We start from the raw sequence: 16,543 nt of genomic DNA on the forward strand, positions 1-16,543 counted from the left end.
CGACTTTTACCCGGACGCACAAACAAAAAAACCGCGTATAAACGCGGTCTTTGCGAAGAGAGTGTTACCAGCACCTTCTTCAATGAGAAAATCTTTAGCCAAAGATTTAGGCTCAAATTTAGCCTAATGGATTCTCTTTGTCCACACCAAGTGGTTTGGGACTCCGAATGTTGTTTGTATGGCCGGTTGTCGATAACCATTGATCGTCAATCAATTCAGTAGAAAAGCAAAAAATCCAAGGCCGTACTTCTCTGCGCCTAAGCACCATAAAGCCAGACCTGGTGTTATCAGAAGATGGCAGAGTTGGACAGAAAGCAAGCCAGTTCATCTATGGACAGGCTTTCAACTGCTCAAAGTTAGTGGAAGCAGATCTCGCAATATTCGTCCTGAACGGCAGGTAGCTCTTGCCGCCACAGTGCAGGCAATGCTTCACCACTTAAATCTTGTCACGCATCAAGTAGAGGCCTGCGTCGAGACCTTGGCTGACACATGTGCTCTGTCAACGGTGTCGAAAGCTGGAAACAAATCAATTACACGAGTGTCCCGATTGATCAATGACCTCCTGGAACCTGCTGGACTTGTGACCACTGAAAAGGTTTGGGATAAGAATCTTGGTTGCTGGATACCCAAGTACATTGAAGTTCAGCCTCTGTTCTTCGAAATGCTAGGCATATCCATGCACTATGTCGAAAAAGAGCAAGCCAGAAGACAAGCCTACGCTCAAAAGTTGCTGGTATCTGACAGCGAAGCAGGTCTTCTTAGTATCAGTGAATTGAAGCATAGAGCTAAGCTCCATCACATTAATCAGGCATTTAAACGGCGCAAACAAAAGCTGGAAGAAAAAAGTCAGAAACGTTTGGCAAGCAGGTTAAAAGGGGCTGAAAGCACTCACGGCTATCATGAAGTTGATAATGAGATTGCCCTGGGTATTTTACGATCACTACCACAAGACGAACTTGCCAGACTGACACCCGCAAAGCTGAAGGAGCTCGTCAATCGACGTAAAGCCTTCTTAAAAGCAATAGTTCGAGACAAACTCAGCTAACCAGAACATAAGCCATGCTAAGAATTCAGCAAGCCTGAAGGCTTCACTGCGCCTGCAGCCCAAACCCATCTAAGTTTGATAAACAGAATCCGTAAGCTAGTCCCAAAAAAACCTTGATGCCGGGAAGTTGTCTCCTAAGTAACGACTTATACACAGTTATCTGCAAACTACTGGCTTACTAGCAGCAATAAAGGTGAAGTTAGCTGCAAAATTACCTACCTACGGTAGTAACTGTAACTAAATACTTGTTTTACTACTCCAAAATCCTGTGGATTATGGGGATAAAGACGCGTCCGCTTGCAAGCCAGCAAGCTGGCTGCCACGGAACAATAAGCGCTCCCGCGGGGCCGCCTCGCCGGCGGGGGCAGATCAAATAAACTTCGTTAAGCAAGTCCCCAATCCACAGGTTCACTCAGGCATCAAGCCACTAAATCGGAACCCCTACGGGGGCCCCTTCGCTCCGCTCACCCTTCGGGCGATTTAGCAACTTGACCCCTGAGCGCCCCTGCAGAGAGAAGTTATCACTTCGAGCGGCGGCGCGCTGTGCGCTTCACGCCACTCAAAGATGATAAAAGGGGACGGTTATGAATGTGTTTTTTGTATTAGTCGAAAAGACGATTTCTGGTGGTCGAGGTGATGTATACGAGAGCGTAGAAGCGACGAGCCACGAAGAAGCGGTTAAAGCTGCTACAGGACATCATATTTTTGAAGAAGCAGGGCCAACTGATTTCCATGCGGTAACTGAGAAGGGGCAGGCGCGTAAATATTGGCGTTATAAAGTGCCTGCTGGGGTAAACACAATAAGTCCTGCCTTAGTGCCATACAGAGAGTTTTGTGAGTATCACGACCTTAATCCCGCCGCTGACTGTTCAAAATCTGCTTTTGCACGATACGCGGCAAATGCATCGCTGTTCGCGACGCTAAGTGCGCAAGATTCTAATACATCGAACATCAGAGAGTGATTTATGTTCTATCTGTTCTTTCAGGCACTCAGATATCTGCTAATTACAGGAATTGTGCTGGCCTATATTGAAGTTGGACCAGGTGGGGCAGCGGTGAGGGAAATAGTCGACATGTTCAAAGAAGAGCTACTAAAGGTCGATTGGCTAACATTGTTTTATGAATTCAAGACCAAGGTCGTTGAAGTGGCCACGACAGCAATAAATTCCTGGTTTGGCTGAAGCCTTCCCGTATTTTTCATGGGCTCAAATGAGCCCTGGCTTGTTTGACACGTGTCAAACTCATTTGGATCGTACTATCCAAATTCCGTGTTTTTCCCTCTTTTGCTACTGCACCAGCAATAGGAGATCAAAACAACAGGACGGTGCCAGCAGACATGTAGTTGGGGGGACTAGACGGGGGGATGATTGATTGCAGGATACGCAAAGTGTGCTACAACGGCCCCATTGCCGTTGCAGAAACTTTGCTAGCCTTACCTGTCCCCCCTGCCCCCCGTTCAATTTGGTAAGTGAGTTTGACACGTGTCAAACATCTGGAGATGTAAGATGACCAAAAGGTTGAAGGTCTATATCGACGATAATGTATATGATCGTTTAATGGCCCATGTGAGAGCGACAGGCGACGCGGAGTCTGGCAGTGCTTTCGTCAGGAAGTTAATCCACCAAGCTTTGTCAGTGGAAGAAATTGCTGATGAAAACGGAATAAGCCCCAACACACCAAAAGACAAAGTTCTGCGAGTTCGAGTAAATCATGACGAATACACATCGTTTCAGGCCAGGATGAAACTGGAAGGGTTAGATAAGAAAAGCAGCCTACTGCTGCGAATGATTAGACAGTACCTTAACCAGGTTCCTCATTTATCAGATGCAGAGCTCAACGAGTTGAGGGCAGCGAACATGCACTTGCTTGGTATAGGTCGTAATCTCAACCAGATCGCCAAGCGTATGAACATAGAGGTAGGTTCATGTGACGGTGTCACACCTAAGTACCTAGAAAGGCTTTTGGACTATATTGAACAGCAACAGTTTGCGATTCTTAACTTGGTAAGGTTTCATGACCAGAGACATACGCGCTGACTTTATGAAGCCGCTTGTCCCAAAAGTGAGGTGAACTATGGTACATAAGAGTGTTAAACAGAAAGACATTGTAAAAGTTGTAGAATCTGATGATTCGAAGGGATTGGAAGAGTTTGTTGAGATTTTTGAAAAGGTCTCAAGAGGGGAGGAAATCCGCCCCATTTACAGAATTTCTTACGAAAAAGAAGAACCATCGGGCTAAAATTCAAGGTTTCATTTTAGCTCGCTGAATATCGAGGGGATATCTTGGCGCTATTAGCGGGGCTTATAAAATATATTGAAACGAACCCATTTCTAAGCTCCGGGCCATAGATTTTAAGGAGCGCGTCCTTCAGTTCAGCCAAAGAATTGAAACCGTCATTTAATGCATCGATCTCATCAAGTTCAGTATATTTTTTATATACAACCTTTGAAACATGAACTTCCATCAAATACGATACGTTCACATCGTCATCAAAACTCTTGTTTGTAAATAGTGAAAGAATTGAACTTTCTATCCTTTCTATTTTGCTCTTCTTAAACCTAATCGTTGTAATTTTTCTCCCTTCTATGAACCACTTCGCATATATCTCATACAGATTGAAGTAGCTCCTATCAACTACACCGTATCCAGACATTGCGCTGGCAATACTTGCTAACTCACTGATTGAAATATTGTAAAATCTTTCGCTGCAAACTATTCCTTCAGAAACTATATTTTTTCTTTCGGTATCATTTGTTTTAGTGAGCAGTACATTATCTAAGGCGAGAAAATCCAAATCCATGTCTAAGAAGTATTTCAATGCATCTTGAGGGCTTTCACTAATTGGAAGCCCATGAGGGTTAAATGACGTGTTGGTTAGGATTGGCTCATATCCCAATTTCTCATACTGACTTAAGATCTTAGCTATAGGAACGTCTTCATTTCTAGGAATGACTTGAATTCTTGCGCTATTATCCACATGCTTTACAGCCCCTAAATTGTCGTTTGTTTCTTTCGCGATTACAGCGGCGGTCATAAAACTATAATCAAAATTTTTATGTAAGTGGAAATGTTTGTGCGCAATATCTTCAAAGGTGACTGGGGCGAGAGGCATGTACAACTCTCTGTTTTTTATATAATTAATTCTATCTTTTATCGCTTTACAATCTGTTCTAGCTAAAATACTTCTGTTTCCCAAGGCTCTAGGACCAACTTCGGAACGTCCCTGATGAATTGCTCCCACTTTATACTCAGCAAGTAGTTTTGACACATCGTGGAAAATGTTGTCTAGCTCATTGATGGTTACAACCTTGCCATTGCAATTCGAACTGACGAATCTTTTAATTTCATCAACTTCGATAGATGTAGAGGTTCCTAAATATGTGTTGTTGACTTTTTGAGAAAATATTTTACCTGTCTCTTTATATATACCAAAGCAAACATTTCCTAAAGACTGGCCAATATCTCCAGAAAATGGAGAAACAAAAAAATTAATTTCGGGAAGTTTGCGTAACAAGTGGCCGTTAGCCTTACAATTGAAGCCAACTCCCCCAGTTATGCAAATATTATTAACTTTATATTTGTTGTGCAGGAACCTTATTTTCCTTTCCATAGCATACTGTAACTGGTGCTGAACCCAAGCTGCGAGGTGGGCTGTCCGCATCGAAGAGACGCCTTTACCACTTAAAGATACTTCAGGGACATTGAGAGAGGCGAGAAAGCTAGAAATAATTCTTTCCACATCTTTAGGTCCAAACTCATTAGTATACCTAATTGATGAAGTTAGCTGGCCTTGGTCATTAATACTGAAGATGTCCAAATCTGCGAATTCATGAATAGAACCAAACCCAGAGAGGGCCATTAGTTTCCCAGCATTTTCGGAACTACCAAGGCCCAAATACTTTGTGAACGCCCTATATATTTCACCAAACCCCATGTCGAAAGGCTCCGAGAAATCATCATCAATCTTAAGAAATCCGTCGCCATCTATCAGAAAATATGAGTGTTGTTCACGTTGCCCTTTCCACCAATCCGGAGAACTACTATTACCAAATACATTGCCCCCCCCGTCAAATACACAAACCAAGGATTTATCAAATCCCGATAGACAGTGTACACCGATGGCATGGGAAAGATGGTGATTGCAAGAAACAATCTTTGCATTGGGATATATGTTCTGAAGACCAGGTATTCGCTCTTGCTCACAACAAGTTGATACTATCAACATATCTACGTCATGCAGATCCCTTGAAATGCTATTAAGTGCGACTTTTGAGGCTTCAACAAATCCGCCATCGTGCTTCAACTTAGTAACTCGTTCTTGAGCTAGCATAAAAGCTATTTCTTCATTAAAGTATATACATACGGAACCGTCAGCTAGACTCTTTCCAGTTAAAGTTTCGCCAATATTACCCCCAACTATTAGTTTATCTTTCATTGTTCTTCCTATAAACAGCAATAGAATCAACCAAACTAACTGTAAAGCAAATAATTGAGAAATCCTTAATAAAATCGGATAAGTTTTGAGAAACAACCGTAGAAGAAATGAGAGAAATGAATCCAGGTAGGAAATATAGTGTGGCAAAAAGAATGCTCAATATAATTTTCTTTAAAATTGGCTTTTTCTTTCTCCTTAAAATAACTGGTAAGCTAAAAAGATTATCACATTTTCCATCTATATCTTGGGACACGGAGTAGTTAATGTTTATGGATGTTTTAGTAGAATAGTTAACGTGACCAACAGAAAAACCGAGCCGGAGTACATCATATTTCCCCATGGCCATAGCGAACTCTTTGCTTGGCGAAATTTCTTTGCTTCCAGAAAGATAGACACCTCTCTTTTTAGGGTACTTGTTAATATCAAACTCTGCGTTTTTTCTAAACTGTGTAATTAGTATTTCATAACTCTCAGTTTCTTTGAGATCGAATACGCCGTTCTTCGGAACTATATTTTCAGTGTTAAAATCTTTGGCCTCGCTTATTCTTGAAATGCGATAGAAATCCATATCTTTAAAAGGAGGGATCTCTGCTAATGCATTTACGGTTCTCAACCATTTTTTATTGCCAGAGTCAATCTTAGTATTGTGAGCTTCTCTGTTAATCAAAGATCTATCTTCAGTATCTATTAGTACCAGTTTTTCAGTTTGTAATGTTGTGTTTATTCTAATCAGTTCGCTACTAGAAATATAGTCGCTTTTGGGGTAATCAAAATAATCACATAGCTCACATTCAAAATAGTAAATATTCCCTATAATCTCATAAGAGGAGAGCTTTATTTTTCGGATAGGATAAAAGTTTGAATAGATTGATTCAGATTCACCTTCATGAGGAGGAAATTTGTTAGAATGATGGAAAATAATATATCCATCCATACCTATCTGGAGGGAGCTGTCACTAACCGAATTAGAATCTATCCAACGATCCACATAACGAAGTCGAAATCTTGATCCCTCAGGTAAAGAAAGGATGTTTACAACTTCTAGCTGATATGGATCGCACGAGTTGATCACAAAGGTTATTTTATTATTCATATTCCATTACCTTCTTAAAACAAGAATTTCTTCTTTTTTTACGCCGCCAGTAGGATGAATGAAGTAGTTTTGATTAACACTTCTCTCTTTAGAAATCTGTCTTTTTAGTCCTAGTTCTTTTTCCATCCATTCAGACAAAGGTTCTATCACTTTGCCTTGATACTTTGCTGACTCTCCAATAACTAAACAAAGAAATGCATCATCATTCATGACTTCAGAAACTTTATTAACAAAGTTGCGCATAGAGGTCATATACTCTTGATAGGAATTACTTCTTTTTCTTTTCCACCTTGCACCAATTTCCTTGCTTTTTGCATTGTCAATGCTATCTGAGAAGTTATACCACAGATGAGCTAATCTAAAGCCAGTGGAGTAATCTGTCACACTTAAATAAGGAGGAGATGTCACTATTAGGTCGAACATACCATAAGTTGAAAAATCAAACTCATCTATGTTTTTATTTTCACAGTATGTATCAGTAACATTTAGTGTTGAGTGTCTTTTACTAAGCCCAATTACTACTCGCTCCATTCGAGATTTAAACAGTGACATTGCATCTTTAAATAATACGTTATCTTTTGGCTTTACCTTGTCTGCATAATACGTATAAGGCTTTTTTGTCTCAAGGCCAGAGCAAGGCATCAAAATCGAGATAAATAAAAGTTTCAAGACGTCTTTAAGATGCCCATCTTCATCTTCAATACAGCTCCAGATAGAAAACAATTGGGAAAGTGTTGTTTCGTGAAACCATCCCCTCAACTCTTCAATATTGGAATAAGGAATACTATCATTAGAAAATACTAAATATTGTTCTTTGTTACATAACCGCAATTCTGCATTATCAATTACTTGTAGCAGGTCATTAATGTGGAAATCTAATTCACCTAAAAGCTCGATTTTTACATTAGTCATAAATGTCGCTAGTGGATTGATATCAATGCCTACGCATGGTCTATTTAATCTTGCGGATTCGATTAACGTTGTGCCGCTACCGCAGAATGGGTCTAAAACTCTGTCTCCGGTATTTGATAGTTCATTGATTAGCATCGCTGGAATCTGTGGTATATATCTTGAGGGGTACCAGCATATGTTGTGTGGGAATATTTCCTTAGTACTGATTTCTTTGAAATCCCAATCCAGAAGCCCAAGGTTGTTAACAACAGTCTTATTCATCAAATAAACTTAAATTTTCATTGGCAATAAATTTCTTTTCTATCTTGGAATTTCCAAAGACTTCTTCTATTTTTTTGTGGAGAATGTTTGTGATTTTTTCACTCAGTTTCAATAGGTTTTTGTTTTTAATGATTATTCCAAAAAGAACTTTTCTTACATCATCTCCTAATTCAATGAGTTCATTATCACACATTATGATAACTCTTCTGGATGTCTTCCTATTGTCTGTTGTAATGTGAATTCCTATATCTTTCTCATTAACTTCTAATTTGAGCAAAGAAAGTTCATTGACAATAAATGTTATCAATTCATGTAACTCGGCCTCATTTTCTCTTAAAAAGATAGAATCAAAGTTTTTAGTTGAAATTATAGAAATACAATCAGGTAGGTCATAATTCATTAATTTCGTGGAAACATCTCTGGATTCTTCCAATTCCAAAGAAAACTTTAGCAACTCGTTATCAGTTAAGTTTGTAAGTTGTCTTAGTGCTAGTTCTCCGCCGGATTTGTACAGCTTTCCGACAAGTTCAAATATCATATATTCATAAGAAATATAGTCTGATGAATAAATAAAATCATGATATACCTTTGCTCTAACATCCATCCAGTTTTCTACTAGATAAAGGTTTGTTTTATCTATCTTAAAATACTTGGCATCTTCACTTAGTCGCAAGTTGGTAGCTAAACTTATAGGTAAGTTTTTATCAAAATCCAATCCAATGTATAGAGCCATTCTTGAAACATTGTCTATATTATCTAAGTCCATTGTTTCTGAATTTATGACACAGCTTTCTTCACCGTCTATAATTGATTTAACAATCTTTGGGTCGATTTTATAAGAGCTTTCTAAATTTTTTGTTAGAAAGCCAACAGGTGAAATTCCACTCCTAACTGGTTTGTTAACATTAATCGAGGAGTTTCCAGGTATAATCCAATCAGCAATTTCAACATGATCAAAGTCCTTGTATCTGGCAATTGCCCATTCAACAGCATGACCAAAAGAAGCACAGCTTATATCGTGATATATGGCCGAACATATATATTCGTTGTACTTCAATCTAACTCTGGGTTCATTTTTTGACATTATGTCTACAAGAATTGCTGTTCCAATTGAATGCTCTAGACGAGTAATGCTTGTTAGGCTTAGTTTACTTAAAGACCGAAAATTCATTAAACCTATGGATTGCAACCTAAGTATTACTGGCTGCTTAATCAAATCAGAAAATATTGTTGGAAGCTCAACTTTTCCATAAAGAGGATCGTAGTACTGTGTTCTTTTCATATTCATTCCTCTTAATCGAGAGCAATCTTCTTGAAGACCAATTCGGTTAACTAGAAGCAGTGAAAGACGCCACTACTAATAGTTATATGATAAATAGTCTTAGGCTTCAGGTTGAGGTTTTCAACAAGACAGGGCCATTTCGACCCTTAACGATACCAGATTTGAATTAAAATGCAGCAAGCTTTTGGCCAGCTACCTAGTAATGTAAGTAGTTATAGTAACATATTGAAATGCTTAAACTTTACCATGCTAAGATTGTGTTCGCTTGTGCCATGTCTGCTGCCCTTGCAGACAGCGCACTTTCATCTTTAGCGGCATCCAGTTTTGTTCCAGCAGACTCGATTTGAAGCAACCGATTCTGGTTGACTAAAAGTTCTGCCATCATACGGTTGTTTAGGTCAATACTGCCTTTCAGGTCTTCAGTTTTATCAACTTGCCCAATCCACTCATCCACCTGGGCCATTTGCTTGCCTACGGTGTGGTAGGTAGTGGTGGCAATTGCATCAGTATTGGCTATCTGGTTGATCCTTAGCTTTGTGCGCTTTTCTATCTCTTCAGCAACCATCATGGCACCAGATAAATCATCTTTGTCCAGATACTTTCTCATACGATTCACTGCGCTGACTCGCTCTAGGTCATAGGCGCCAGTGAGTGTTGCCTGGTTAGCATCTTCGAATAGGTCGATTGTGGCCACCCACTCTTCAGGGAGGTTGTTTCTTTGCTCTTGGATGAGTGGGTTATTGAGAACTTTGGCCATATCCCTGACGCCGGTGATAGAGCCGAAGGTTTCTTTAGCCGTTTCCAACTGGTTTTTCAGTTCGACTATCTGGTCATACTGTGCTTTCAGGTCTTTGACCTGAGTAACGTATTGCTCGTATTGTTGAAGCTGTTGCTGCAAATTCGAGACAGTGTTTGATATTGTAGGTACCAAGTTTGCTACGTCAACGGTGGGGATACCAGTAGCCAATACAGAGTTAGAGGTGAAAATGACAAACGTCGCAAAGATTGTTTGTAGCCTCATCGGTCATCTCCTAACAATCTGATTGGTGGCGGAAGGACGTTGGAATTTGCTCATGAAGTCTCTTCCTCCTCGATAAGCCTTGCCAGTAACATTGGCTGTTATCGATACACCTTTTTGAATAGAGTTGGTAAGTCGCTGGAACCCTCCAGAGTCCGTTAAGGAAAAACCTTGTGATATCGCTGCCGCCATGTTCCTAAGTTCCTTTACTGCAAAAAGCATTAATCCCATAACAATGAAAGTTGGCCAGACGTCGCCCAGTTCGTATACGGATTTGGTAGTGTCGATGCGGGAAAGAGCTTCTTCAATCAAAGAGGCAAGTAAACCCATGAACGCCACCATGAGAATCATCAAGATGAGATAGTTAGCAATCTGTGCATACCATTGTTCAAAGAACCGTTTCGTGGCCTTTGACAGTAGACTTAGAAATATTAGAGGGCCTATCGTTAGTAGCATACCCACAGCAATCTTGGCCATCATATACATACCAAATAAATAGATCGCATAGACAGCTGCAAAGAATGCAGTTATTACTGAAAGTGCATATGGCCAGAACCAGCCTTCCCCAGCTTTAAGCTTGTCGATGAAACCGAGAAACTGATAAATCTGTTTGTCCAGCTCCCCGGCGAATGACGTATAGGAAGGTGAAATCATGCTAATGCTGGATGACAACACATCCTCAATACCACCTTTGATAAAGGTGGTATATCCCCACGCATTCAGACCAAAGCTAAATACGATGAAGATAGTAAACATATGGCTCATAAACTCTTTCATTGTGAGTTCGATAGCCCCTCTATATAAGGCGACCCCCATACCTATAAAGTAGCAGGCAAACAGAGGTCTAAATACATCGTAACCGTAGCCATAAAAGTCCAGCAGGACTTGCTCAAGACGGGCGTCTGTCATGGCTATCAGCATTGCTTCCAGTTCGGTAAAAAGTGAAGTGGGGGCTATATCCATTATTTACCCTCAACCTGGTCTTTTCGTGCTTCAAAAGCTTTTAACCTGGTTAATTGCTCCTGGCGTAACATTTCGCCGTCAGCAGCGGCTTTTTTACGTTTGTCATCCCACCAGGGCTGCATTGTGGTAGAAGCTTTAAGTGTGGCCGCATCAGCGCTGGAAACGACGCCTGTGCGCATTTCCCAGAAGATAGGCGAGCTTAGCTGTGCTGGATCAACATCAATGCCATAACGCTTTAATTCATCAGCTTGACGTGCCCAGGCCTTGTTGCAGCGCTCCTTTGAGTCCTGGAAAGATTTCCAGCGATCCATGCACACATCAGGAAACGGGAACTTCTTCAGTATTAGGACATTCTCGGGCTTCAGATAAGATTGTAACGGGTGCTCATTACTCCATTCTTGGGCGAATGCTCCGAAGGCGGCAGTAAGTTGATATATCAGCGCGATACCCATTACCCAGGGAATGAATCTGGCCGAATATGTCATCCCTTTTAACAAGCTAATAATTGCAGTATCTAACTTTTCCATTTACAGCCTCACATTTTCTATTGATAGAATTAAGTTGATTAGAAATTAGATTTATTTTATTAATTAAGAAAGATCTGCTCAATGGGATTGAGTATGTTTTTAAAGGTTTTAATTCCTTTAAATACAGTGGGTTACATTTATAATGCTGTATCTGGTATGGTATTTTGACTTTGAAAATATCCGTTAGAGTGCGACCTGCGGATGGGGGGCTAGAAATAGCCCCCCAATTCTCTAATATGTGACACTGTCACAGCCTATTTAAAATTACATTCAAAGAACACTGTGATTTGTTACGTATGGTTTCTATTTGACTTAAAGCACTAGCTTAGTGATTTCGCGTATAAAAGTGCGGCACTGTTCTTCTGCTAACCGGGCTATTTTTATATCTAAGTAGTTTAAGTGCAGTATCTCAGACAACTTCCGATAGATTATACTTTCATTGACCTGATTTTTCCGAGAGATCTCTTTCAATAACTTCATGCATTGACTTCTTAGTATTCGAAGTTCCTTATTTGCTAAACTGCCCATCGGCATTGAGTCGCCTTTGTGAAAGCTTACGCTGGCGTCACAGCCTGAGTCACAAATGTAGCCATATTGACCGAATCTTCTCTTTAATACGTCAAACTTTTTTAGGCTTGCAGTGCCATCACAATAGTGGCAACGAAAAATAATGGGGCCAAGTGTAGTTCTTTTTCTTGGTGTGGATTCAGAATCAAAGAATAAATTTATTGAGAGCATTCTATAGTGCTCAATAAGTGTCCTATCGTTCTTATTATCGAAATAATTGAGTAGGTTAGATCTTTCCCAATTATTGATCCTGCACTGAGGTTTACCTTTAAATTCCCGCTTCAAAGTCAAAAGCACGGATAGGTAAGCTTGATTGTACATGTCTCTGTCATAGTCTTTGTCACATCCAGAATACTTCAGTTGTGCCTCAATCTGGCTAAGCTTCTGCTTCATACCTGGTGTTGTACTATGCCAGTAAAAGTCTTGTGTGGTCTGCTTTGAGGGGGTAGTCATTGGTAAGTCCAGAGCTAGTTATAGATGACAATGTTTGACACGTGTCAAACTCGTGCATATGAAGTATCCACAAAGTTAGAAACCCTTCAACCACAGTTATTTAGTGCTGAGGGAATGAATAACCGCAGTTCGTTCTATTTTTTAGAATTTAAAATGGAGAATTTCACGTCATTTAATGTTTTTTTAGGGTGTTTTTGAGTTTTTTAGTTATTTTTGTGCATCAGCATATGTTTCACACAGAAAATAACCTCTTTTTCGCGTGCAATAATATATGTATTCCACGCCTTATAAAAAGCGTCGATTTTTATTTCCAAATGTAATCAAAAAATAATTTCAATGCATGTAAATTGATTGGGAGTTTTTAAGTTTGGTAAATTAGTTATGTTTTTAACATTTGAGGAAATGTCTGAACTGACAGGGCGAAAGCAAAAAAAGAAACAAGTAGAACAGTTGCTCTTGATGCATATTCCTTTTTCAATTGATGCTCTAGGACGTCCTAAAGTGCTAAGAAAGGTAATTGAGGAAGATCTCGGTGCTGAAGGGAACTACAAGAATCGTTCAAAGCTATCTATAAGTTATGACAAGCTGTCTACAATAGGGAAAGTATAATGGGTAGGCGTCACACAGCCGAGTTCTCTCACCTTCCGAAAGGGATGTATTTCAATAAGAAAGGCGGTACCTATTACCTCCGTGTACCTGGGCAGAAAGACATTCGGCTGGGAAGGACATTGCATTCAGCCTTAAAAGCATATTGGGCTGTTCCGGGGATGTACTTTGAAGCTCCTCTAATGAAGGACCTGATTGCAAGGTATATGCAGGAAGTGTCCCCAACCAAGGCCCCGGAAACGCACAAGTCCAATATGTCTGGTGCTAAGTTTCTTCTGCTCTCCTTCGGTGACTTTCGACCTAAGGAAGTAAAGCCAATCCATATCTATCAGCATCTTGATGCCAGGAAAAAATCAGCTACTCGAGCCAATCGAGAGGTTGCTCTATTGGGCGCAATTTTTACCGAAGCTATCCGCTGGGGAATCGTTGAAGAGACGCCGGTGCAGAATATTAAGCGCCATAAGGAAATTCCCAGAGATAGACTGGTTACAGACAATGAGATCAAGGCTTTTAAACATTTCGCGCCTGAATGGATGCGTCTTTACATAGATTTGAAGTTGTCTACGGCTCTTAGACAGACAGATATGCTTAGGCTTCACAGCGGGATGTGGGATGAAAAAGGCCTTTGGGTGGACACTTCAAAAACTGGTAAGAAGCTTTGTTTTTCTGCCTCCTCCGAGTTGAAACTCATTGTGAGCAAGCTGCAAAAGATAAATAGCGTGAAGAAAAAAAGTAATGTCTTACCGTTGAATTGGTGGTTTTTCTCAACACGGAGTGGAACACCATATAGTGCTGATGGGTTTCGGAGTATATGGCATAGAGTGATGAACAAAGCTCTGAGTTCAGGGTTATTGGAAGAGAGGTTTCAGGAAAAGGACTTACGAGCCCGCGCCGCTACCGATTGTAATAGCCTGATGGAAGCCTTTGAGCTATGCGGTCATAGCAGTCTTTCAACCACAAAGCGCATCTACAGGCGGGGATATACGCATGTGCATCCTGTCAATAGAGCGAAGAGCTTGAAAAAGAAGTAATTTTTCAGCATTATCGAAACTAATTGAACTGAGTCTTATAAGCGCAGAAATAGACCAAAAGACTCATAATTTTTGAAAACTAGCGATTTTTTATAGGAACTTTGGTTCTAAAGAAAGCTAGGAATAACAGTAGCTTAGGGTTCTTGAACCGTCGACATTGAAAATCCCCGTGTCGGTGGTTCGATTCCGCCTCTGGCACCATCCTAGTAAAGAAAAAAGCCCCGGTCTATGACCGGGGCTTTTTTCTTTATGGCTGTGCCAAAAGCTCTCACCCGGCTAAGCGCCGGGTTCGATTGCAAAGTGCCTCCCTGCACTTTGCCCTACGGGCCATCCTTCGGATGTCCGAGATTGCTCCTGGCAATCTGGTCCGCCCTCTCAATTCTGAATAGCCAGTAAAAGTTTTCCCACTAGCCCTGTCAGTTTTACTGACTCTTCAGCTTTTATTTGGCTATGCAGGGTTCACCAAATACGAGTCACGCTGAGGTTGGTTGTTGCTTATTAATAAAGATGTCAGTGGAGCCCTATGTTAAATCTTGAATGCGGCGCACAAAAAATTCTACCTAAGTAGTGAAAAGCTTAAACAATGTGAGATTTGCAAAAAAAAAAACAATTTGCACAAAAAATTCTATTAAGGGAAGATTAAGAAATAGGCAGGAAGGTGAATGCTCACTAACAGAGTATTTGTCATACTTTAGGTGTAGTCAAGACTAATTATGCAACCACTCGGATATACATATCTGCTTCAAGAGCTGGAGATAGAGCTCCCCAAGTTAGGCATTGAACTCTATCAAGGTAAAGGAAACCGAGACCAAAAAGTCAATTATGGTCATACGGTTACCAAATACTTAGCAGCTAATAAGTCATCAAAAATCAACGTGCCAGCGCAATTAGAGATGGCAATCAAGCATCAAGGGATTAGGCTGCAGTATATTGCAATGGTCTATGACAAGATTGACGTAGCAGAGCTAACTAAGTTTGTTAAGGAAAGGCAATTATCAAAAATTAGGCGTGCAATGTGGTTTCTCTTTGAGTGGTTAACTGGAGAAAGGCTGGACATTAAAGATCTGAAGTCAACAGGTTATGTAAATCTTTTGGATCCACAATTTTATTTTACTAGGGATAATGGGAATAAATGCCCTCGAACAAAAATAATAAATAATATGCTAGGAAATAGGCAGTGCTGCCCAATGATCCGCAAAACAGGGATTGTTGGAACCTTGGATATGGACAAAACTTTGGCAGATGCAGAGGAGAAACTGAAAGATCTCAATCGATACATAAGTACTGATCAAATTGGTAGATCCCTCAACTATCTATATTTGAAGGAAACAAAAAGTAGTACAGAGATTGAGAGAGAGGATAGTAGTCAAAGTAAGACCAGTAGATTTTATCAAGTTCTTAAAACAGCCGGCTCAATACCCCTGACGAAACAGCGATTGATAACAATTCAAAATCAGATTGTTCCAACTTCCCGCGGAGATACTGATTATAGGAAGGATGAGATATGGGTTGGGGAAAGTATGAGAGAAATGGGGGGCGGTACTTATGAGAACTATCATTACATAGCACCGAAAAAGGAATGTGTAAGTGATATGATGAATGGTCTGTTGGAAATGCATAATGCTCTATTACATGAGCCAAATATTCCCCCTTTGGTTCACGCTACTGCAGTTTCTTTTATGTTTGTATATATTCACCCATTTTCTGATGGAAACGGAAGGACTCATCGTTATCTTATTCATGACATATTGAAAAGTCGTAGTCCGAAAAACAATTTTATTGTTCCAGTGTCGTCGGCGATTCTGAATAACATGAGTGAGTATGATAGAGTCTTGGAGACTGTGTCAAAACCAGTCATGGCGCTTATTCAGTATGAATCATGTGATAAGACTGACTCAATAGAAATTCTCTCAGATAACAGACATCTATATCAGTTTCCTGATTTGACAGAGCATTTGATATTTATTCATAAAATGATGCATATCGCATTTAGTGAAGATCTACTTAATGAAATTTTTTACGTCATAATGTTCGACTCTGTGAAGAAGAGCTTTAATGAGACTTTTGATTTGAGTGAGAAGAGGCTAGGGCAGTTAATTAATGTATTACTTCAAAATGAAGGAAAGTTCAGTAACACAAAGCGAAAAAAGTTTCAGCAAGAGTACACTGATGAGGAGTTGAATCAAATGGAGACATTTGCTGTCGAAGCTATTGGCCTAATTAAAGCGTTTAAGTCAAGTCTCGCAAAAGTAGATACTTCTGAAGACAGGGAGAGATCTGAGGTGGCCCCGTAGTTTTTATTATTGCCGTGGGTGATTAATGAATTTTTGATATAAATCATAGTGTTAAA

Annotated in this window: 15 protein-coding genes; 7 read left to right on the forward strand and 8 right to left on the reverse strand. The window is 40.1% G+C overall.

Going from position 1 to position 16,543, the window contains the following annotated elements; translation table 11 throughout:
- The first annotated feature begins 199 nt into the window (after nt 1-199).
- The 4 genes from repA (at nt 200) to J0A65_RS05575 (ending at nt 3,081) form a co-directional block, all read left to right on the forward strand.
- A complete protein-coding gene (repA, locus tag J0A65_RS05560; RefSeq protein WP_206593134.1) occupies nt 200-1,045 on the forward strand; it encodes a plasmid replication initiator RepA in 846 nt (281 codons plus the stop codon).
- 584 nt (nt 1,046-1,629) lie between these two features.
- Complete coding sequence (locus tag J0A65_RS05565) at nt 1,630-2,007, forward strand: hypothetical protein (RefSeq protein WP_206593135.1); 378 nt, start codon at nt 1,630-1,632, stop codon at nt 2,005-2,007.
- A 3-nt stretch (nt 2,008-2,010) separates the two neighbouring features.
- Nucleotides 2,011-2,226, forward strand: a complete 216-nt coding sequence (locus J0A65_RS05570; protein ID WP_206593136.1) for a hypothetical protein — start codon at nt 2,011-2,013, stop codon at nt 2,224-2,226.
- Nucleotides 2,227-2,550: 324 nt separating this feature from the next.
- Nucleotides 2,551-3,081: a plasmid mobilization protein gene (locus J0A65_RS05575; RefSeq protein WP_206593137.1), complete on the forward strand. Its 531-nt coding sequence runs from the start codon at nt 2,551-2,553 to the stop codon at nt 3,079-3,081.
- Between the two features lie 218 nt (nt 3,082-3,299).
- On the opposite strand, the gene J0A65_RS05580 is transcribed toward J0A65_RS05575, so the two are convergent.
- From J0A65_RS05580 to J0A65_RS05615, 8 genes are all read right to left on the reverse strand, one after another.
- Complete coding sequence (locus tag J0A65_RS05580) at nt 3,300-5,480, reverse strand: carbamoyltransferase C-terminal domain-containing protein (protein WP_206593138.1); 2,181 nt, start codon at nt 5,478-5,480, stop codon at nt 3,300-3,302.
- Nucleotides 5,470-6,573: a hypothetical protein gene (locus tag J0A65_RS05585; protein WP_206593139.1), complete on the reverse strand. Its 1,104-nt coding sequence runs from the start codon at nt 6,571-6,573 to the stop codon at nt 5,470-5,472. Before J0A65_RS05585 ends, J0A65_RS05580 begins: the two co-directional genes overlap by 11 nt.
- A 6-nt stretch (nt 6,574-6,579) precedes the next feature.
- Nucleotides 6,580-7,746: a DNA methyltransferase gene (locus J0A65_RS05590; protein ID WP_206593140.1), complete on the reverse strand. Its 1,167-nt coding sequence runs from the start codon at nt 7,744-7,746 to the stop codon at nt 6,580-6,582.
- The gene (locus tag J0A65_RS05595) at nt 7,739-9,028 is read right to left on the reverse strand and encodes a hypothetical protein (RefSeq protein WP_206593141.1); all 1,290 of its coding nucleotides are present in this window, start codon (nt 9,026-9,028) and stop codon (nt 7,739-7,741) included. Before J0A65_RS05595 ends, J0A65_RS05590 begins: the two co-directional genes overlap by 8 nt.
- 241 nt (nt 9,029-9,269) lie before the next feature.
- Nucleotides 9,270-10,049 carry a type IV secretion system protein gene (locus tag J0A65_RS05600; protein WP_206593142.1) on the reverse strand — a complete coding sequence of 260 codons (780 nt, stop codon included), beginning with the start codon at nt 10,047-10,049 and terminating at the stop codon, nt 9,270-9,272.
- A gap of 3 nt (nt 10,050-10,052) precedes the next feature.
- Nucleotides 10,053-11,009 carry a TrbL/VirB6 family protein gene (locus J0A65_RS05605; protein WP_206593143.1) on the reverse strand — a complete coding sequence of 319 codons (957 nt, stop codon included), beginning with the start codon at nt 11,007-11,009 and terminating at the stop codon, nt 10,053-10,055.
- A complete protein-coding gene (locus tag J0A65_RS05610) occupies nt 11,009-11,536 on the reverse strand; it encodes a hypothetical protein (RefSeq protein WP_206593144.1) in 528 nt (175 codons plus the stop codon). The genes J0A65_RS05605 and J0A65_RS05610 overlap by 1 nt, the downstream gene beginning before the upstream one ends.
- 312 nt (nt 11,537-11,848) lie before the next feature.
- Nucleotides 11,849-12,556: a zinc-finger-containing protein gene (locus J0A65_RS05615; protein WP_206593145.1), complete on the reverse strand. Its 708-nt coding sequence runs from the start codon at nt 12,554-12,556 to the stop codon at nt 11,849-11,851.
- Nucleotides 12,557-12,937: 381 nt separating this feature from the next.
- Here J0A65_RS05615 and J0A65_RS05620 point away from each other — a divergent pair, with 381 nt between their 5' ends.
- The 3 genes from J0A65_RS05620 to J0A65_RS05630 all read left to right on the forward strand — a co-directional run bounded on the left by J0A65_RS05620 (nt 12,938) and on the right by J0A65_RS05630 (nt 16,487).
- The gene (locus J0A65_RS05620; RefSeq protein WP_206593146.1) at nt 12,938-13,165 is read left to right on the forward strand and encodes a DUF4224 domain-containing protein; all 228 of its coding nucleotides are present in this window, start codon (nt 12,938-12,940) and stop codon (nt 13,163-13,165) included.
- Nucleotides 13,166-13,344: 179 nt separating this feature from the next.
- Nucleotides 13,345-14,193, forward strand: a complete 849-nt coding sequence (locus J0A65_RS05625) for a tyrosine-type recombinase/integrase (protein ID WP_206593147.1) — start codon at nt 13,345-13,347, stop codon at nt 14,191-14,193.
- Nucleotides 14,194-14,906: 713 nt separating this feature from the next.
- Nucleotides 14,907-16,487 carry a Fic family protein gene (locus J0A65_RS05630; RefSeq protein WP_206593148.1) on the forward strand — a complete coding sequence of 527 codons (1,581 nt, stop codon included), beginning with the start codon at nt 14,907-14,909 and terminating at the stop codon, nt 16,485-16,487.
- The last annotated feature ends 56 nt before the right edge of the window (nt 16,488-16,543 follow it).

The organism is Bowmanella yangjiangensis (assembly GCF_017255015.1).
In the GTDB taxonomy this organism is placed as follows: domain Bacteria; phylum Pseudomonadota; class Gammaproteobacteria; order Enterobacterales; family Alteromonadaceae; genus Bowmanella; species Bowmanella yangjiangensis.